At 60.2% G+C, this 19,197-nt stretch carries 12 protein-coding genes; all 12 read right to left on the bottom strand.

Annotated features, from left to right (window positions below; translation table 11 throughout):
• Positions 1-9: 9 nt before the first annotated feature.
• Positions 10-1,515: a mannitol dehydrogenase family protein gene (locus ACR6AS_RS08350; RefSeq protein ID WP_434161735.1), complete on the bottom strand. Its 1,506-nt coding sequence runs from the start codon at positions 1,513-1,515 to the stop codon at positions 10-12.
• A gap of 63 nt (positions 1,516-1,578) precedes the next feature.
• A complete protein-coding gene (locus ACR6AS_RS08345) occupies positions 1,579-2,862 on the bottom strand; it encodes an MFS transporter (protein WP_111139173.1) in 1,284 nt (427 codons plus the stop codon).
• A 76-nt stretch (positions 2,863-2,938) separates the two neighbouring features.
• Complete coding sequence (locus tag ACR6AS_RS08340) at positions 2,939-3,949, bottom strand: Zn-dependent oxidoreductase (RefSeq protein WP_293771826.1); 1,011 nt, start codon at positions 3,947-3,949, stop codon at positions 2,939-2,941.
• Positions 3,950-3,959: 10 nt separating this feature from the next.
• Complete coding sequence (manD, locus tag ACR6AS_RS08335; protein ID WP_111139175.1) at positions 3,960-5,174, bottom strand: D-mannonate dehydratase ManD; 1,215 nt, start codon at positions 5,172-5,174, stop codon at positions 3,960-3,962.
• 208 nt (positions 5,175-5,382) lie between these two features.
• The gene (gene yegS / locus ACR6AS_RS08330) at positions 5,383-6,282 is read right to left on the bottom strand and encodes a lipid kinase YegS (protein ID WP_111139176.1); all 900 of its coding nucleotides are present in this window, start codon (positions 6,280-6,282) and stop codon (positions 5,383-5,385) included.
• 218 nt (positions 6,283-6,500) lie between these two features.
• The gene (gene trhP, locus ACR6AS_RS08325) at positions 6,501-7,883 is read right to left on the bottom strand and encodes a prephenate-dependent tRNA uridine(34) hydroxylase TrhP (protein WP_434161732.1); all 1,383 of its coding nucleotides are present in this window, start codon (positions 7,881-7,883) and stop codon (positions 6,501-6,503) included.
• 122 nt (positions 7,884-8,005) lie between these two features.
• Positions 8,006-8,713: an envelope stress response regulator BaeR gene (baeR, locus tag ACR6AS_RS08320; RefSeq protein WP_111139179.1), complete on the bottom strand. Its 708-nt coding sequence runs from the start codon at positions 8,711-8,713 to the stop codon at positions 8,006-8,008.
• A gap of 6 nt (positions 8,714-8,719) precedes the next feature.
• A complete protein-coding gene (gene baeS, locus ACR6AS_RS08315) occupies positions 8,720-10,108 on the bottom strand; it encodes an envelope stress sensor histidine kinase BaeS (RefSeq protein ID WP_434161730.1) in 1,389 nt (462 codons plus the stop codon).
• Complete coding sequence (locus tag ACR6AS_RS08310) at positions 10,105-11,511, bottom strand: MFS transporter (RefSeq protein ID WP_293771817.1); 1,407 nt, start codon at positions 11,509-11,511, stop codon at positions 10,105-10,107. Before ACR6AS_RS08310 ends, baeS begins: the two co-directional genes overlap by 4 nt.
• A gap of 51 nt (positions 11,512-11,562) precedes the next feature.
• Entirely contained in the window at positions 11,563-14,637 is a 3,075-nt protein-coding gene (mdtC, locus tag ACR6AS_RS08305) for a multidrug efflux RND transporter permease subunit MdtC (RefSeq protein WP_434161729.1), read from the bottom strand.
• On the bottom strand, positions 14,634-17,756 hold the full coding sequence (locus ACR6AS_RS08300; protein WP_367395636.1) for an MdtB/MuxB family multidrug efflux RND transporter permease subunit: 3,123 nt from the start codon (positions 17,754-17,756) through the stop codon (positions 14,634-14,636). Before ACR6AS_RS08300 ends, mdtC begins: the two co-directional genes overlap by 4 nt.
• Positions 17,756-18,991, bottom strand: coding sequence for an MdtA/MuxA family multidrug efflux RND transporter periplasmic adaptor subunit (locus ACR6AS_RS08295; RefSeq protein ID WP_111139184.1), 1,236 nt, complete (start codon positions 18,989-18,991; stop codon positions 17,756-17,758). Before ACR6AS_RS08295 ends, ACR6AS_RS08300 begins: the two co-directional genes overlap by 1 nt.
• Positions 18,992-19,197 lie beyond the last annotated feature (206 nt).

Here is a 19,197-nt window from a genome sequence, read left to right as displayed (position 1 = left end):
AGTGTCAGTCTAATCAGCACGCTGCATCTGCGCCAGCCCTTTGTTAACCCGCTGCTGGCGGCGATCGAGGCAGTGATGCACCGTCGCGCGCGCGCCCTGTTCAGAGAGTTGCTGATACCAGTCGGTCAGCCGCGCGACTACATCAGCATTCTGCAGCAGATCCTCGCCAAACACCTCGCGCAGGGAAAGGAGTGCGCGCACGCGCGCCTCGCCCTCTTCGCTGGCGGCCACACATTCCGCCAGCTGTTTCTTCATCGGATCGCGGATCTCAATCGGCTGGCCCTGTTCGTCCACGCCGCCGACGTAGCGCATCCAGCCCGCCACTCCCAGCAGCAGCAGGTCGCAGTCGTTACCGCGCTGCAGATGCCAGCGCAGGCTGTCGAGAAGACGCTGAGGCAGCTTCTGGCTGCCGTCGGTGGCGATTTGTCCGGTGCGGTGTTTGATCGCGCGATTCTCATAACGGGCAATCAGCGAATCGGCATAGGCGTTAAGGTCCACACCCTGGGTGCGCAGGGTAGGGGCCTGCTCATCCACCATCAGTGAACGGGCGGCGGCACGAAAGTGGGGATCGGCCATGCAGTCGCTGATGTGCTCATAGCCCGCCAGGAAGCCGAGATAGGCCAGAAAAGAGTGGCTGCCATTCAGCATGCGCAGTTTCATCTCTTCATAAGGCAGGACATCGCTGACCAGCTCTGCGCCCGCTTTCTCCCAGGCCGGACGACCACTGACGAAGTTATCTTCAATGACCCACTGAAAAAACGGCTCTGCTTCCACGGCGACCGGATCGCAGGAACCCAGGCGCGCGCTGAGTGCGCTAAACGCGGCATCGGTCATGGCCGGAACGATGCGATCCACCATGGTGGACGGGAAGGTGATCTGCTGCTGAATATAATCGGCCAGCGTTGGATCCTGAAGCCGGGCCAGCTGCACAATAACGTTGCGGGTGACATGGCCATTCTCCGGCATGTTGTCACAGGACATCACGCTGAAGGGCGGCAGATCCCGATCCCGGCGGCGGCGAATCGCGGCCAGAATCAGTCCCGGCAGTGAGCGCGGTGCGTCCGGGTTCTGCAGGTCATGCACAATATCGGGGTGATCCGGGTTTAAGTGACCACTGGCCGGCTGGTGGCAGTAGCCTTTCTCGGTCACGGTCATCGAAACAATCGCGACATCGGGCTGAGACATCGCCTCGATCACCGCCTCAATTCCATCACTTTTACCGTGCAGCGCCTGGGTAATAACGCCAATTACCCGGGTGTGCAATGCGTCATCGGCCATCTCCGTCAGGGTATAGAGGAGATGCTGCTCGCGCAGAGCCTGAATCAGTGCGCCGCTGTTGAGATTCACTTCGCAGTATCCCCACTCGCTGCCTTGGTCAGCCAGTTTATCGCTGCACAGGGCCTGATGGGCGCGATGAAAGGCACCGAAACCGATGTGCACCATGCGGGTTTTTAACTGACTGCGATCGTAAGCGGGGCGCCTGATCGCCGGGGGCAGGCGGTCGATCTGTAACATAATCCGTCCTTATGGCAAAGGGGGCGAAAAGCGCCCCAAATAAAGGTTCTGTCAGAAATAACTTCAGACCGAAACCGGTTTATCGCGGATCTTCGGACTGCGAATGACAAACAGCACCAGGAAAGCACCCAGCGCAGCAACACACCCGGCCAGTACGAAGGCGCTGTCAAATTTACCGGTGTGCTGAACAATAAAGCCCGTGACAACAGGCCCGATGATGCCGGAGAGACTCCCTGTCAGATGGATAAAACCGCTGATGCTGCCGATGCGGCTCTTGTGGACCACATCCTGAATAATGGCCCAGTAGATCGCGCCGGTGATATAGAGAAAGAAGATCGACACCGACATCATCATTACGGCGGGAACCACCTCTTTTATCGTACCCGCCAGTGCCACACAAATTGCGGCTGCCAGCAGTGAGACCACCAGCACAATTTTGCGCGACAACAACAGTTTGCCGGTAAGGTTGAAAATCTTATCGGAGATCCAGCCGCCCAGCGCCAGGCCGACGAAGCCCACGATCCACGGAATCATCGTCGTGATACTCATCGATTTAATATCCAGCCCGTGCGCCTGCACCAGGTAGGCCGGGAACCAGCTCAGGAAGAAGAACAGGATATAGTTGTAGCAAAAGAAGGCGAAGGCGGTGACCAGGATAATCGGCTGGCGCAGGTAGTAGCCAAAGGGATGCGGTGTCTCTGAGAGATCGACCTCATCATTCGGGTTCGCGCTCTTCAGGCGCGCGATCAGCTGACGTTCCTCCTCCGTTACCCGTTTACTTTTCTCCGGATTATCCGCAGCAAAAAAGAGCCAGAATGCCATCCAGACCAGACCGATGCAGCAGACAATGACGAAGGCCGGTCGCCAGCCGAAGGCCAGCGCCAGATAGCCTATGATCGGGCCAGCGACAGCTCCTCCCAGCGGTGAACCGGCACTCAGCAGCCCCATAGCCGTCGCGGCCTGTTTCCTGGGAAACCAGCCGTTGATCGCTTTGTTAGCCGACGAGCAGATCGGCCCCTCCGCCATGCCGAAGAGCACGCGCAGAATCAGCAGCGACCAGAAGCCGGTCGCGAGGGCAGTCATGCCGCAGAAAATGGACCAGGCCCCCACCGCCACGGCCAGCACGATTTTGGGGCCGAAGCGATCGGTGGCCAGACCGCCGACAAAATTAAACAGGGCGTAGCCAAAGAAGAAGCTGCCGAAAATGATGCCGAACTGCTCAGCATTAATCACCAGATCTTTTTCAACCAGCGGCACCGTCAGCGACAGGGCAACGCGGTCCAGATAGTTAATCATGTAAACCAGGAACAGCAGTAAAACGAGGGTCCAGCGCAGGTTCTTGAACATACAAACTCCGGGGTCTGTTTTATCGTTTTAAGGGTGCCCGCGAAAATGTACCGGCACCGCCTCGGCACAGCGGCTGTTAATCCATTTGCAGGATCACTTTGCAGCAGGTGCGCGGATCTTTTTCAAACAGGGTCATTGCGCGTTCCACCTCCCTGAGCGGAAAGGCGTGTGTCACCAGTTTTTCGGGCTGGAGTAACCCCTGTTCCATCCAGCCAATGACCTGTGGGAAGCGGTTACTGTTAAGGCGCGAGGTAAACAGCGACAGCTCTTTACTGGTCAGGCTCTGCTGCGTAATGCTGCAGGGTTCGCCAGAGAAGCCCAGCAGGCCGATGCGACCGGCCGGTGAGGCGAGCGCCGCCGCTTCAGCCAGAATGGCGGGATGGCAGGCGGCGTCAATAATCAGCGTCGGCTGCACACCGCTGAGCTGCTCCGCCAGCGGGATGTCACCGTTATCGAAGCACTGGTCCGCACCGCTCTGCGCGGCCAGTGCCAGCCGTTCCGGCAGCCGATCTGCCACCATCACGCTCTTCACGCCATAGACCCCTTTCAGCACCTGCACGGCGGTAAGTCCCATCGGACCGGCACCGTAGATCAGGGCGATATCGTCGGGACGCGGCTGAAGAAACGCCGTGATGTTGGCGGCGATAGTGAATGGCTCAATCAGGCTGGCGAGCCGATCGGGGATCGTCTCCGGCAGCGGCCAGGCATTGCGGGCGGGCGCCAGCGCATAGTCGCTGAAGCCGCCATCGCGGTGCACGCCGATCACCTGCAGCGTGGTGCAGACATTGGGTCGCCCGACAGAGCAGGGATAGCAGCTCCCGCAGCTGATGACCGGATCGACCGCAACGCGCTGACCCAGACGGGCCGCGTCAACCCCGTCGCCCACCGCATCGATCACACCAAAAAACTCATGGCCGATGACCCGGGGATAGCTGGCGAATGGGTTGTGGCCGTGCCAGATATGGATATCCGAGCCGCAGATGCTGGCACAGGTCACTTTTACCCGCACTTCGCCCGACACCGGTTGAGGCAGGGGGCGCTCCGCGATCGCCAGTTTTCCCGGCTGTTCAATCACTACGCTTTTCATCCGTTTCTCCTTACCAGTTCCAGAGGGTGCCATCTTCAAGACGGGCGACCGGCAGATAAGCAGGCTCATAGGGATATTTCGCCGCCAGTTTTTCGTTAAAGTCGATGCCGAGGCCGGGCTTGTCGCCAGGATGCATGTAGCCCTGGTCAAAGCGCCAGCTCGCATCAAACAGCGCCATCATCTGTTCAGAGAAGCCCATATACTCCTGCACGCCGAAATTCGGCACCCAGAGGTCAAAGTGCAGCGCCGCCGCCATGCAGATCGGCGAGAGATCGGAAGGACCGTGCGAGCCGGTGCGTACCTGATAAAGCGAGGCAAAATCAGCGATACGCCGCATGCCGGTAATGCCGCCTGCGTGTGTAATGGTGGTGCGGATGTAGTCGATCAGCTGCTCTTCAATCAGCTGCTTGCAATCCCAGATGCTGTTGAACACTTCGCCCACCGCAATCGGGGTCACGGTGTGCTGACGGATGAGGCGGAAGCAGGCCTGATTTTCCGCAGGCGTTGGATCCTCCATCCAGAACAGGCGATAGTCCTCCACGCTCTTGCCAAAGCGGGCCGCCTCAATCGGCGTCAGGCGATGGTGCATGTCATGCAGCAGATGCTCATCGAAACCAAATTTATCGCGGATGGCGGCGAACAGTTTTGGGGTGAAGTCGAGATACTTCTCGGTTGACCAGAGCTGCTCTTCCGGCCAGTTGCCTTTGGTCGCCGGTTCATACGCCAGCCCTTTGCCTTTCGCCATGCCATAGGTGGTTTTCATTCCCGGCACGCCGCACTGCGCGCGAATCGCTTTAAAACCCAGCTCTTTGTGCCTGGCGTAATCATCCATGACTTCATCGATAGAGTGGCCGGTGGTGTGGCAATAGACCATCACCCCGGTACGGGAAGCGCCGCCCAGCAGCTGGTAAACCGGCATATTTGCGGCTTTGCCTTTGATATCCCACAGCGCCATATCGACGGCAGAGATCGCGGACATCGTTACGGGACCGCGACGCCAGTAAGCGCCCTTATAGAAGTATTGCCAGATATCCTCGATCTGATGGGCATCGCGGCCGATCAGTTGCGGACAGACATGATCTTTCAGGTAGGAGGCGACCGGCAGCTCGCGGCCGTTGAGTGTGGCGTCACCCACGCCGGTCAGGCCCTGATCCGTGGTGATCTTCAGCGTGACAAAGTTCCTGCCTGCACAGGTGACAAAGACTTCCGCCTTAACAATTTTCATTCCGGGTACCTTCCGTCAGTGTTTAATGACGAAAAAATACGCGCATTAATACTACCATACAAGTAAGGCTGGCAGAGTTGTGAAGGGAATCACAGAGTGCAGTGCAGGGGAAATCACAGGGCAGAAAGGCGGCGGCGTGGCAGGGGACGGGTTGACAACAGGGCGTAAGCAGATAGCAGACGGGGGCTATCACCCCCGTTAACGATAATCAGGAAAGCAGGGCGCACTGCGGCGGCAGGCGGCAGCTCAGCGCCCCAGCCATAACCTCAATAACAAATTCGCGGCCGGAAAGCGGCTCACCGTCCAGGTTAAAGGTCATCTCATGTGGAGAGCGGATGGTCAGAGATTCGAGCTGCGTGGTGACGATACCCGGATTGTCATCGTCGCCGGTCAGGGAGTGTAGCAGCGTGGGCAGCAGCTCCTGAGCGGTCACGATACTCACATCCAGCCGGCCATCGTTGATCAGGGCAGAAGGGCATAACCGCTGACCGCCGCCCGCCTGGCGACCATTACCGATGCCGATCACCAGCGCATCGCCCTGCCAGGCGAAATCGGGACCGCTGATTTCACAGGTGTCGGGTTTGAGCGTATCCATGCGCATCAGGCCGTGAATAAAGTAGGAGACGCCGCCCAGCGCGGACTTGAGCTTTTCCGGTGTCTCAGTCGTGATACGGGTGCCAAATCCACCGGTCGCCATATTAATGAAGTAGTGGCTCTGGTTAACCCGGGCCAGATCGATAGCATGCGCCTTACCCTGGATCGCCAGCCGCAGAGCGGGTTCCATCTCTTCGGGAATGCCGACGCTGGTGGCAAAGTCATTGGCGGTGCCCAGCGGCAGAATGCCCAGAGCCGGACGATATTCCGCATCAGACGCGGCCAGCGCCGTCGCGATTTCATTGATGGTGCCATCGCCACCGCCTGCCACTACGGTTTCCGCCCTCAGCGCAATCGCCTCTTTGACGTAACGGTCGCCGTCCCCTTTTTCAAACGTGACACGCACCGCAATGTTGAAACCTTGTTCACGCAGGGCAGTAATCGCGTCGCGCAGATCTTCATTACCCGCGCCTTTTCCGTTCAGGATGAGCAGCGTAAGCGGTTTATTATCCATTTTGCGTTCCTTGAGGATCTACAGAGTAAGAGAGGAGTTTATAACATAGCTGCCAGCAGCAAATTATTGGAGAAAGAGAGAAAAAAGAAAACCCGCACGGGGGAGCCGGGCGGGTAAATGAGGTGGTTCCTGATAATTCTGCCGTTTATTGTTACTCGTTAGCAGCAGGCGGGACTATAAAGCAGTGGCTGGCAAGGGTCTGTGATCCTGTTCTGATTTCAACAAATTGTTTCCGTTGGTAAACGGTTGTGCGGATCGCGGGTATCCTCGCCGTGATCGAAGTTACGCAGCAGCAGGGCAAACTGCAGATCCACCTCTTCAGGGACCTGCAGCCAGACGCGATGACCATCGCCCGGCGCAATCTCCGTGGGCTCACCGCGCGCATTCTGCAGCGCATCGATCCGACACTGCAGATTCCCTGCCGGTGTCATGATCTCTGTGCTGTCATGCAGCATAAACTTGTTCTTCACCGCCACTTCCGCCCACGTACCCCGGCGCTCACCGGTAAATTCACCGACAAACTGCTGGCGATCTGAAACCGAAAAGCCCTGCTGATAGTTCTGATAGCTGTCATGGGTGTGGCGGCGCAGAAAGCCTTCGGTATAACCGCGATGGGCCAGACCTTCCAGGGTCTGCAGCAGCGAAGGATCAAAAGGTTTACCGTCGGCAGCATCATCAATCGCCCGGCGATAGACCTGTGCGGTCCGGGCGCAGTAGTAGTAGGACTTGGTGCGGCCCTCAATTTTCAGCGAATGCACGCCCATCCCGCTGAGCCGCTCCACATGGGCGACCGCACGCAGATCGCGCGAATTCATAATGTAGGTGCCGTGCTCATCTTCGAATGCGCTCATCACCTCGCCCGGTTTCATCTTCTCTTCCAGCAGAAACACCTTATCAGTCGGCTGGCCTACGCCCAGCGTAGGGGTCACATCCTGTACCGCGATGGGCTCATGGATACCCACAATATTGCCCACCTCATCCTGCTGACCTTCGGCCACTTTGTACTCCCAGCGGCAGGCGTTGGTGCAGGTGCCCTGATTCGGGTCGCGTTTGTTCATGTAGCCCGACAGCAGACAGCGACCGGAATAGGCCATGCAGAGCGCACCGTGAACAAAGACTTCCAGCTCCATCTCCGGTACCTGCTGGCGGATCTCGGCGATCTCCTCCAGCGACAGCTCACGCGACAGGATCACCCGGCTCAGCCCCCTCTGCTGCCAGAATTTTACCGTCGCCCAGTTGACTGCGTTGGCCTGCACCGACAGGTGAATCGGCATCGACGGAAAGGCCTCCCGCACCAGCATAATCAGGCCGGGATCGGACATGATCAGCGCGTCGGGCTGCATGGCCACCACCGGCGTCAGGTCGCGGATAAAGGTTTTCAGCTTGGCGTTGTGCGGCGCAATGTTGACGACCACATAGAATTTTTTGCCCAGCGCGTGGGCCTCGCTGATGCCCAGCGCAAGATTCTCGTGGGTAAATTCGTTGTTGCGCACCCGCAGGCTGTAGCGCGGCTGGCCGGCATAGACGGCATCGGCACCGTAGGCAAAGGCGTAACGCATGTTTTTCAGCGTGCCGGCGGGGGAAAGAAGCTCAGGTTTCATGTTTTTCTCACTGATGTCAGGTCAGCATGCCGCCGCAGGCGGCAGGTGCAGGGCCTTAAGCCCTGCAAAAGGTGCGGAATTGTAGGCAGTGAGAAAAGGGAAGTAAATTGATCAGGATCAAACTAGATCAAATGACAGGCGTCGGCCTCCCAGCGATACCCCATGCCGTAAACGGCGCGGATAAAGGGTTGCTCGCTGTCGAGCAGCTCCAGCTTGCGGCGCAGATTCTTGATGTGGCTGTCGATTGTGCGATCCGTCACCACGCGATAGTCATCATAGAGATGGTTAAGCAGCTGTTCGCGTGAAAAGACCTTGCCCGGCTCCAGCGACAGCGTTTTCAGCAGGCGGAACTCCGCAGGGGTGAGATCAAGTGGTTTCTCGCGCCAGCTGGCGGAGAAGCGGCTTTCATCGACCCGCAGCAGCGAGGCACTCTGCGGCTCCTCCGCTGAACGTCTGACCCGACGCAGAATGGTTTTCACCCGCGCCACCACCTCACGCGGACTGAAGGGTTTGCAGATGTAGTCATCCGCGCCCAGCTCCAGCCCCAGCAGCCGGTCGATCTCTTCGGTGCGCGCCGTCACCATAATAATCGGCAGGTCGGAATGGCGGCGGATTTCGCGGCACAGCGTCAGGCCGTCTGTGCCGGGCAGCATTAAATCCAGCAGCATCAGATCGGGTGGCGTCTGGCGGACATACTCCAGCACCGCACTGCCGTCGGCAATGTGATGGGTACGGTAATTTGAGGCGAGCAGATAATCGATCATCAGCTGCGCCAGTTTCGGCTCATCTTCGACCACCAGAATCAGCGGATCGGGGGTTTCCTGGCTCATAAGCGTCTACACAGGGGGAACATAGCGCAAGTGTAGCGCGATTTTCAGTCCACCTAAATCAGAGTGCGCCGCATGAAGGTCGCCACCATGCGCGGCCGCAATATTTTTGCAGATCGCGAGGCCGAGGCCTGAGCCGCCGCTGGCACGGTTGCGTGACCCCTCGGTGCGGAAGAAACGCTCAAAAATCTGCGCCTGATACGCCTTGTCCACGCCGGGCGCACTGTCATCAAATTCGATATGCCAGTCGGGAGCCTCATAGCGGAGCGTCACCTCTACCCGGCCTCCGCTGTCGGTGTAGCGCAGGCTGTTCTCCAGCAGGTTGGTGAAGAGTTGCATCAGGCGGTCGGGATCGCCAAAGAAGGGGGCCTGGTCGGGCAGATTCAGTTTCAGCGTCAGCTGGTGCGCGCGATAGCGTTCGGCAAAGCTGCCCGCCGTCACCTCCAGCAGCTGTACCAGATCGGTCGCCTGTTTGCGGTAGGCGAGGGCTCCCACGTCAGAGAGCGACAGCTGATGCAGGTCATCCACCAGCTTGGTCAGTACCACCACTTCACTCTGTAACGAGGCGATCGCTTCCGGCGTCAGCTTGCGCACCCCATCCTGCATCGCTTCCAGCTCACCCCGCAGAATCGCCAGCGGGGTGCGCAGCTCGTGGGAGATATCGGCCATAAAGGCGCGACGCATGCTTTCGTTTTTCTCCAGCGAGCGGGCGAGAAGGTTGAAGTCGCCCGCCAGCTGACCCAGTTCATCCCGGCTGCTGACCTCGACGCGGGTGGCGAAGTTACCGGCCGCCAGATGATGGGTGCCGTCGACCAGCCGCTTAACCGGGGCCAGCAGACCGCGCGCCATCAGCCAGGTCGCCAGCGCCGCCAGCAGGGTCGAGAGGCCGACGATGATCCAGCTGGTGCGCCGCTGCTGAAGATCAAAGTTAATATCGGTACTGCGCGTCAGCCGCTCCGGTGGAGAGCCGATCACCCAGCCGACTATCCTGCCCGTGCTGGTGATGATATTGCGCCGCGTGCCTTCCGGCGGCACCGGCCCCGGCGGGCCGACCATCACCTTGTACTGCTGATCGAGCACCCAGAACTGGGTACGCCAGCCGTGGGGCGGCAGCTGACTGCTGCTGTCCGGGTTCTGCTCCAGCGAACGCAGCATGGTGAAAATCAGCCGATCGTTGTGACGCAAAAAATCCCAGTTGCCGTGCTGCTCATACTGGTCAGCCAGCGCATCGCTGAGCAGGTTCAGGCGCTGCTGATTGCCGCGCTTGATGTAGTCGACGAAGCCATGCTCGAAGCTGAGCCGCACGCCCCAGTGCATGGTGATCAGCACCAGCATGCAGGTGGCGAAGATCGCCATAAACAGTTTCGCCCCGATACCCAGGCGCAGGTTCACTCTCATTTTTTTCTCCGGCGTCGCAGATCGACGTTGGTACTCACCTGGGAGGGAACGCGCCAGAATACCAGCGCGGGCAGGATGATAATCAGCGACATGCAAAGGTAGGTATAAATAAACATCTGGTGCTCTGCGGCGCTGCCCGCCACGCTCTCCTGCGCAAACGCCCCCAGCAGCAGCCCGGCCACGGTGACGCCAATACTCATCGACAGCTGCATGATCATCGACAGCAGGCTGTTGCCGCTGGAGGCCAGCTCATCGGGCAGCTCCTTCAGCGTCAGGGTATTCATCGACGAGAAGCGAATGGCGTTCACCATCCCCTGCAGAAACAGCACCAGCGGCAGCAGCCAGACCCAGCCCAGCATCGCCACCAGCGGGAAGAGCAGCACCACCAGCGCCAGCGCCACGGTCGACATCACCAGCACCCGGCGATAGCCATAAAGATTAACGATGCGCACCACGATGCGCTTCATCCCCATATTGCCCAGCACCATCGGAATCATCATCAGACCAGCGTGGAACGGGCTGTAGCCCATGCCGAGCTGCAGAAATATCGGCGTCATAAAGGGCAGCATGCCACTGCCGATGCGGCCGGTGAAGCTGCCGAGCAGGCCGATGGCGTAAATCGGGTTATCGAACAGCTTCAGGCTGAACAGCGCATTATCATTGCCGCGCGCATGCAGCAGATAGAAGAGCAGCGAGAAGGTGCCCGCCAGAATCATGCCGCCCAGCAGCAGGGGAGAGCCGCCGCTGCTGCGCTGACCATCCAGCGCCAGGGTCAGGGTCGCCATGCCGGCGGCCAGCAGGATAAAACCGGCAAAGTCAAAGCGCCGCGTCTGCATACGGTAGTTGGGCATCAGCATCAGGGTGGCGATAGCGCCCGCGATGCCGACCGGAATATTGATCAGGAAGATCCAGTGCCAGCTGGCGTACTCCACCAGCACGCCGCCCAGCGCCGGGCCGAGCAGCGGGCCGATCTGACCGGGCAGGGTGACAAAGGTCATCGCGGACATGTACTGCTCACGCGGCACGATCTTCATCACCGTCAGGCGGCCCACCGGCACCATCATCGCGCCGCCAATCCCCTGAACCACCCGCGACAGCACCAGCTGATCCAGCGTGGCGGAGAGGGCGCACAGCAGCGATCCCAGACTGAACAGCAGAATCGCGCTGAAGAAGATGTTGCGCACGCCAAAGCGATCCGCCAGCCAGCCGCTGACCGGCAGCATCACCGCCACCGTCAGCACGTAGTAGACGATGACCGCGTGCATGTGCAGCGGGCTGACGCCCAGATCGTGCGCCATAGCGGGGATCGCCGTGTTCACGATGGTGGTATCCAGCGTCTGCATAAAGAAGCCGATGGCAACGATCCATAACTGCCAGCGGACGTTAGTGCTTTGCGTACTCATCGCTCCCCCCGATAACGGCCTTACCCCCGATGTCTCACGCTACTGCCGCCATTACGGCTGCGGCGTGGCGACCAGCGGACGTTTTTTGCGCCGCAGTTTATCCATCATCAGATAGACCACCGGCGTCGTGTAGAGCGTCAGCAGCTGGCTCATCACCAGACCGCCTGCGATGGTAATCCCCAGCGGCTGACGCAGCTCCGCGCCATCGCCGCTGCTCAGCACCAGCGGCAGCGCACCAAACAGGGCAGCCAGCGTGGTCATCATAATCGGCCGGAAGCGCAGCAGGCAGGCCTGGAAGATCGCCTCGCGCGCGCTGAGCTGGCCGTTGCGCTCCGCTTCCAGCGCGAAATCGACCATCATGATAGCGTTCTTTTTCACGATGCCGATCAGCAGCAGAATGCCGATCAGCGCAATCAAGCTGAAAGGCGTATCGAACAGCTCCAGCGCCAGCAGCGCGCCCACGCCCGCCGAGGGCAGGGTAGAGAGGATGGTCAGCGGATGCACATAGCTCTCATAAAGGATCCCCAGCACGATATAGACCGCCCCGATTGCCGCCAGCATCAGCCAGAGCTGGCTGCTTTGCGACTGCTTAAACACCTGCGCCGTTCCGGCAAAGCTGCCGCGCACGCTGGAGGGAACGCCAATGGCAGTCATGGTGCGATCGATCGCCTCTGACGCCTGCGACAGCGACACCCCTTCCGGCAGGTTAAACGAGATAGTGGATGCGGCCGACAGGCCTTCATGGTTCACCGACAGCGGCGCGTTGGCGGGCTGCCAGTGCGCGAACCACGACAGCGGAATCGCTTTACCCGCGTCATTAATCACAAACATCTGCGACAGGGCGCTGATATCCTGGGTGTAGCGCGGATCGACCTCCATGACCACTTTGTACTGATTGAGTGGTTGATAAATAGTGGATATCTGACGCTGCCCAAAGGCGTTGTTCAGCAGATCGTTGGCCTTTGAGACGTCGATACCCAGCCGCGCCATGCTCTCCCGATCGTAAGTCAGCGCCATCTCGCTGCCCTTATCCTGCTGATCGGAGTTCACATCTGCCAGCTGCGGCAGGGCAGAAAACGCCTCGCGGATTTTCGGCTCCCACGTCCGCAGGGCGCCCAGATCGTCCGACAGCAGCGAATACTGGTAGCTGGCGTTCGCCTCCCGTCCACCGGCGCGCAGATCCTGCACCGCATTCAGATAGAGACTGGCGCCTGGCTCTTTTGCCAGCTTGCCGCGCAGCCGGGCGATAACCGCCTGCGCGCTCTCTTTGCGCTCAGAGAGCGGTTTCAGCGAGATAAACATTGAGCCGCTGTTGGTGCGCATTCCGCCGGTAAAGCCCACCACGCTGTCCACAGCCGGATCGGCCCCGACAATCTCCATAAAATCCTGCAGTTTACTGCGCATCGCCTGGAACGAAATACTCTGGTCGGCAGAGATAAAGCCGGAGAGCCGTCCGGTATCCTGTTCCGGCATAAAGGTTTTCGGCACATGCACAAACAGCCAGCCGGTCAGGACAATGGTGGCGACAAACAGCAGCATGACCCAGCGCGCATGGTTCAGCACTACCCTGAGCGAACGGCCATACCCCTGCTGGATCGCCATCAGCAGACGACCTGCCCCGCGACGACGTGGCTGGCTGCGCGGCGCGTGCGGCTTCAGCAGATAAGCGCACATCATCGGCGTCAGGGTGATTGAGATAAACAGGGAGATGACGATAGAGACCGACAGGGTAATGGCAAATTCTGAGAAGAAGCGGCCAATCAGCCCGCCGATCATCAGCAGCGGCAGGAACACCGCCACCAGCGACAGGCTCATCGACAGCACGGTAAAGCCGACTTCCTGCACCCCTTTCAGCGCGGCCGCCAGCGGCTTCATGCCCGCTTCGACGTGGCGGGCAATGTTCTCCAGCACCACGATCGCGTCATCCACCACAAAACCGGTGGCGATGGTCAGCGCCATCAGCGACAGGTTGTTCAGGCTGAAGCCGCAGAGGTACATGGCAGCGAAGGTGCCGATCAGTGAAACCGGCACGGCAACGGCGGGGATCAGCGTGGCCCGGCCTGAACGCAGGAAGAGAAATACCACCATGATCACCAGCAGCACGGCGATGATCAGTGACTGCTCGACCTCATGCAGCGAAGCACGAATCGTTGGTGAGCGATCCTGCGCAATCTGCAGGTCGATAGCGGCCGGGATCACCTCATGCAGCCGGGGCATTTCAGCGCGGATACGGTCCACGGTGTCGATCACGTTAGCGTCAGGCGTTTTGCGGATCAGCAGCAGCACCGCAGGCTTGCCGCGCGACATCCCGGCGTTGCGCACATCCTGTACCGAATCCTGGACCGTGGCCACATCCGACAGCCGGACGGCCGCACCGTTTTTATAATGGACGATCAGTGGCTGATACTCACGCGCGGTCTGCAGCGCGTCATTGGTCCGAAGCTGCCAGCGCCGCTGGGTATCATCCAGTGCCCCCTGCGGACGTCGCTGGTTGGCACTGGAAATGGCGGTGCGCACGTCATCCAGAGAGACACCCTGGTTAAACAGCGCCTGCGGATTCAGTGCCACGCGAACCGCAGGCAGCGAGCTGCCGCCTACGGTTACATCACCCACGCCCTCAATCTGCGACAGCTTCTGCGCCAGCTGGGTGGAGGCGTAGTCGTAGAGCTGACCCGGATTGTAGGTATCCGACGTCAGCGTCATGATCATGATCGGCGCATCGGAAGGGTTAACCTTGCGCCACGTCGGACGCGACGGCATCCCGGTCGGCAGCAGGCTCTGCGCGGCGTTAATCGCGGCCTGCACGTCGCGCGCGGCTCCGTTGATGTCACGGTCGAAATCAAACACCAGGATGATGCGGGTGTTGCCCAGCGAGCTGGTGGAGGTCATTTCGCTGACGCCTGAGATCCGTCCCAGCGAACGCTCCAGCGGCGTGGCCACCGATGACGCCATGATCTCCGGCGCGGCACCCGGCAGCGAGGCGGAGATCACGATCACCGGAAAATCGACCTGGGGCAGCGGGGCCACCGGCAGCAGGCGGAAACCCAGCACCCCGGCCAGCGCGATAGCCAGCGTCAGCAGGGTGGTTGCTACGGGCCTGTGGATAAAGAGGGTAAAGAACTTCACTCTGCGGCCTCCCTGCGGCTGAAGCGGCGGCGTGTCGCGTGAGCCAGCCGATCAAACAGCAGGTAGATCACCGGCGTCGTAAAGAGGGTCAATACCTGGCTCAGAATCAGCCCGCCCACCATCGCAATGCCCAGCGGATGACGCAGTTCGGCACCGACGCCCGTGCTGAGCATCAGCGGCAGTGCGCCGAGCAGGGCCGCCAGCGTGGTCATCAGAATCGGACGGAAACGCAGCAGGCAGGCCTGATAGATGGCGTCATAAGGCGTCATCCCCTCTTCACGCTCGGCCGCCAGCGCAAAGTCGATCATCATGATGGCGTTCTTTTTCACGATGCCGATCAGCAGGATGATGCCGATGATCGCCACAATATCCAGCTCATTGCCGCTGAGCATCAGCGCCAGCAGCGCGCCGACCCCGGCGGTAGGCAGCGTGGAGAGAATGGTAATCGGATGAATAAAGCTCTCATAGAGCACGCCCAGCACGATGTACATCGCAACGATGGCCGCCACGATCAGCCAGACGGTGCTGCTCAGCGCCGCTTCAAACGCCAGCGTGCTGCCCTGGAACTGAGTCATCATCTCTGCAGGCATGCCCAGCGCGGCTTCCGCCTGCGACACCGCCTTCACCGCATCCTCCAGAGAGTAGCCCTCCGCTACGTTGAACGAGAAGGTTGCCGACGGGAACTGGTCGAGGTGATTAATCGTCAGCGGCGCGAACCGCTGTTCAATACGGGCAATGGCGCTGAGCGGCACGCTGCCGCCGTCGCTGCTGTTGAGGCGAATCGCTTCCAGACTCTCCAGCCCTGGCGTGGCGTGATTATCCTGCTCCAGCACCACGCGATACTGATTCGCCTGGGTGTAGATGGTGGAGATAAGCCGCTGCCCAAAGGCGTTGTAGAGTGCATTGTCCACGTCCGCCATGCTGATGCCGAGGCGGCTGGCGCTGTCACGGTCAACGTTAACAAACGCCTCCAGCCCCTGATCCTGCCAGTCGCTGCTGACATCACGCAGTTGTGGCAGCGTATTCAGCCGGGTCAGCAGGGCCGGAACCCAGGTGCTGAGCGAGGTGAGCGAACCGGACTGCAGCGTAAACTGGTAAGGCGTCCGGCTCGCCTGGGTATCGATAGTGAGATCCTGCACGGCCTGCAGCCAGAGCTGCACGCCCGGCACCTGACTCACCGCCCTCTGCAGACGCTGCTGAATCGCCGGAATCCGGTCGTCGCGCTGGTCCAGCGGTTTGAGGTTGATCTGCAGCCGGGCGCTGTTGAGCGCGGCATTGGTGCCATCTACGCCGACAAACGAAGTCAGGCTCTGCACCGCCGGATCTTTCATGATGATGGAGGCGACATCGCGCGTGCGCTGCGCCATGCTGGCGTAGGAGACCGACTGCGGCGCCTGCAGCGTGCCCTGAATAATGCTGTTGTCCTGCTGCGGGAAAAAGCCTTTCGGGATAATCATCCACAGCATCAGCGTCAGCATCAGGGTGCCGACCGCCACCGATAGCGTCAGCCAGGGGTGATTCAGCACCCGGCGCAGGCCACGGCCATAGAAGGCCACGATGCGGTCAAACATCGCTTCGCTGGCGCGGGAAAAACGGTTCTGTTTGCGCAGCGACTCCGCGCTGAGCATCCGGGCGCACATCATTGGCGTCAGGGTCAGTGAGACTACCGCCGAGATCAGGATGGCGACCGCCAGCGTCACGGCAAATTCGCGGAACAGCCGGCCAATGACATCCCCCATAAACAGCAGCGGGATCAGCACCGCAATCAGCGAGAAGGTCAGCGAGATGATGGTAAAGCCGATCTCGCCAGCCCCTTTCAGCGCGGCGGTCAGCGGTTTTTCACCCTTCTCGATATAGCGTGAGATGTTCTCGATCACCACGATGGCATCATCGACCACGAAACCGGTGGCGATGGTCAGCGCCATCAGCGTCAGGTTGTTGATCGAAAAGCCCAGGAAATACATGGCGGCGAAGGTGCCGATCAGCGACAGGGGAACCGCCACCGCCGGGATCAGCGTGGCAGGCACGTTGCGCAGAAACAGGTAGATAATCATCACCACCAGTGCCATCGCCAGCACCAGCTCAAACTGGGTGTCGCTGACCGACGCGCGGATGTTGGTGGTGCGGTCGGTGAGCAGCGTCACCTCAACGGACTTCGGCAGGGTCGCGGTCAGCGCAGGCAGCATGGCGCGGATATTGTCCGCCGTGGCGATGATATTGGCGCCAGGCTGACGCTGGACGTTGAGCACGATCGCCGCATCGCGGTTGGCCCAGGCACCCAGCCAGCTGTTTTCTGCACCCTGTTCGATGGTGGCCACGTCGCCGAGCCGCACCGGGGCGTTGTTTTTATAGCTGATAATCAGCTGGCGGTAATCTTCCGCGGACTTCATCTGGTCATTGGCCGACAGCGTGACAGAGCGGGTCGGGCCATCCAGACTGCCTTTGGCGGAGTTGACGTTGGCGTTGCTGATGGCGGTCCGTACCGTTTCGCTGGTCAGGCCGAGTGCCGACAGCGCCTGCACGTTCAGCTTAACCCGCACGGCCGGACGCTGACCGCCCGACAGGGTGACCAGCCCGACGCCACTCACCTGTGAAATCTTCTGCGCTATCCGGGTTTCGATCATGTCCTGCACCTGCGTCAGCGGCATGCTGCGGGTGGTGACGGCCAGCGTCATGATGGGCGGATCGGCGGGATTCACTTTGTTGTAGACCGGCGGATTAGGCAGGTCGTTGGGCAGCAGGTTGGTGGCGGAGTTAATTGCCGCCTGCACTTCCTGCTCAGCCACATCCAGCGGCAACGTCAGCTGAAACTGCAGCGTCACCACCGAGGCACCGCCGGCGCTTTGCGACGACATCTGCTTCAGGCCGGACATCTGACCAAACTGATGCTCCAGCGGGGCGGTGATGGAGGAGGTGACCACATCCGGGCTGGCACCCGGATAGAGGGTGACGACCTGAATGGTCGGATAATCCACTTCCGGCAGCGCCGAAACCGGCAGAAAGCGATAACCCAGCACGCCAGCCAGCAGAATCGCAATCATCAGCAGCGTGGTGGCGACCGGGCGCAGAATAAACTGGCGAGACGGTCCGCCATGCTGATCGGGAGGCATGACCTGCATTACTCACGCTCTCCTTTTGACGGCAGCGTGGCGCGACTGCTGCGCGGCGCGCTGCTCTGCGGTGCCACAACCTCCACTTTTGCCCCCTCCGTCAGGCGGTCCAGACCATCCGTGACCACGCGCTCACCCGCCTCCAGACCGGCCGTGATCACCACCTTCTGGCTGTCCTGCAGGCCGGGCACCACGCTTTTCTTACTCACTTTGTTATCGCTGTTGACGACCCAGACAAAGTTCCCCTCGTTGCCCATCTGCAGTGCAGCAGGCGGGATGACAATCGCATCCTGCAGCGTGTTGACCTTCAGGCGCACATTAACGAACTGATTAGGAAACAGCGCGTCATCCTGATTATCGAATCGCGCCTTGATTTTGATGGTGCCGGTGGTGACATCAATCTGGTTGTCCAGACTCAGCAGTTTGCCGCTGGCGATCAGGTTTTTATTGCTGCGATCCCAGGCCTCAACCAGTAGCGGCTGGCCGCTTTTCTGCGCTTTCAGAATGGCGCTGATGCTGTTCTCCGCCAGCGTGAAGAGCACATCGATCGGATGCGTCTGGGTGATCACCACGATGCCGGTGCTGTCGCTGCTGGTGACGTAGTTGCCCACATCCACCTGCTTCAGGCCGACCCGCCCGGAAATCGGCGCGGTGATCCGGCTGTAGGTCAGATTAAGCTGTGCGCTGGCAGCGTTTCCTTCATCCGCCTTTAGCGTGCCGAGCGTTTCAGCGACCAGTGAACGCTGGGTATCCAGACTCTGTTGCGACACCAGGGACGTTTTCGCCAGCTTCTCGTAGCGCGCCAGGTCGCGACGGGCATTCGCCAGCGTGGCCTGATCCTTGACGACCTGGCCCTGAGCCTGTGCCAACGCCACCTGGTAAGGGCGCGGATCGACCTCCGCCAGAAGATCGCCTGCTTTAACCTGATCGCCTTCGGTAAAGTGGATCGCCAGCAGATCGCCGTTGACCCGGCTGCGCACGGTGGCCGTATTGGCGGCGGTGACCGTACCCAGTCCGCTCAGGTATTGCGGCACGCTTTCGCGAGTGGCGGTGGCAGCCTGAACAGGGGCCAGTGGGCGATGCGCGCCCTCACCACGGCCTTTGTCGCCCGGGGCAGACGCATCACGCTGGCTGCCGCTTTCCGGTGCCGCACTGCGCTGCCAGCCATAATAACCGCCTGCCGCGACAGCAATCAGGGCCAGCACAATCAGGGTTTTCTTCATAACAGGATGTCGGGTGCTCATGATTCGGTGCTCTCCAGCAGTGACGTAGTCCCAGGCGCAGGCATCAAAAGGTTAGCCTGCAAACGACAGATTGTAGTCGCCTCTGACGGGCAGAAGTTGAAGGAAATAAGGAATCTCTGTCAGGGCGGGGTCATTATGCCTGTTCTTTCATTAATCGCAGCACAATCGTCATAAAGAGGCAAAACCCCTTTGCTATGCTGAGAAAC

The organism is Pantoea phosphatilytica, assembly GCF_051025615.1.
Taxonomy (GTDB): Bacteria; Pseudomonadota; Gammaproteobacteria; order Enterobacterales; family Enterobacteriaceae; genus Pantoea.
Note: the sequence above shows the minus strand (reverse complement) of the source record. Positions and strands in the feature narration are given on the sequence as shown.

What these genes read in the sequence shown, in the direction of transcription:
- ACR6AS_RS08350 (WP_434161735.1), bottom strand. Translation starts at nt 1,515, where the DNA reads ATGTTACAGATCGACCGCCTGCCCCCGGCGATCAGGCGCCCCGCTTAC.
- ACR6AS_RS08345 (WP_111139173.1), bottom strand. Translation starts at nt 2,862, where the DNA reads ATGTTCAAGAACCTGCGCTGGACCCTCGTTTTACTGCTGTTCCTGGTT.
- ACR6AS_RS08340 (WP_293771826.1), bottom strand. Translation starts at nt 3,949, where the DNA reads ATGAAAAGCGTAGTGATTGAACAGCCGGGAAAACTGGCGATCGCGGAG.
- manD (WP_111139175.1), bottom strand. Translation starts at nt 5,174, where the DNA reads ATGAAAATTGTTAAGGCGGAAGTCTTTGTCACCTGTGCAGGCAGGAAC.
- yegS (WP_111139176.1), bottom strand. Translation starts at nt 6,282, where the DNA reads ATGGATAATAAACCGCTTACGCTGCTCATCCTGAACGGAAAAGGCGCG.
- trhP (WP_434161732.1), bottom strand. Translation starts at nt 7,883, where the DNA reads ATGAAACCTGAGCTTCTTTCCCCCGCCGGCACGCTGAAAAACATGCGT.
- baeR (WP_111139179.1), bottom strand. Translation starts at nt 8,713, where the DNA reads ATGAGCCAGGAAACCCCCGATCCGCTGATTCTGGTGGTCGAAGATGAG.
- baeS (WP_434161730.1), bottom strand. Translation starts at nt 10,108, where the DNA reads ATGAGAGTGAACCTGCGCCTGGGTATCGGGGCGAAACTGTTTATGGCG.
- ACR6AS_RS08310 (WP_293771817.1), bottom strand. Translation starts at nt 11,511, where the DNA reads ATGAGTACGCAAAGCACTAACGTCCGCTGGCAGTTATGGATCGTTGCC.
- ACR6AS_RS08300 (WP_367395636.1), bottom strand. Translation starts at nt 17,756, where the DNA reads ATGCAGGTCATGCCTCCCGATCAGCATGGCGGACCGTCTCGCCAGTTT.
- ACR6AS_RS08295 (WP_111139184.1), bottom strand. Translation starts at nt 18,991, where the DNA reads ATGAGCACCCGACATCCTGTTATGAAGAAAACCCTGATTGTGCTGGCC.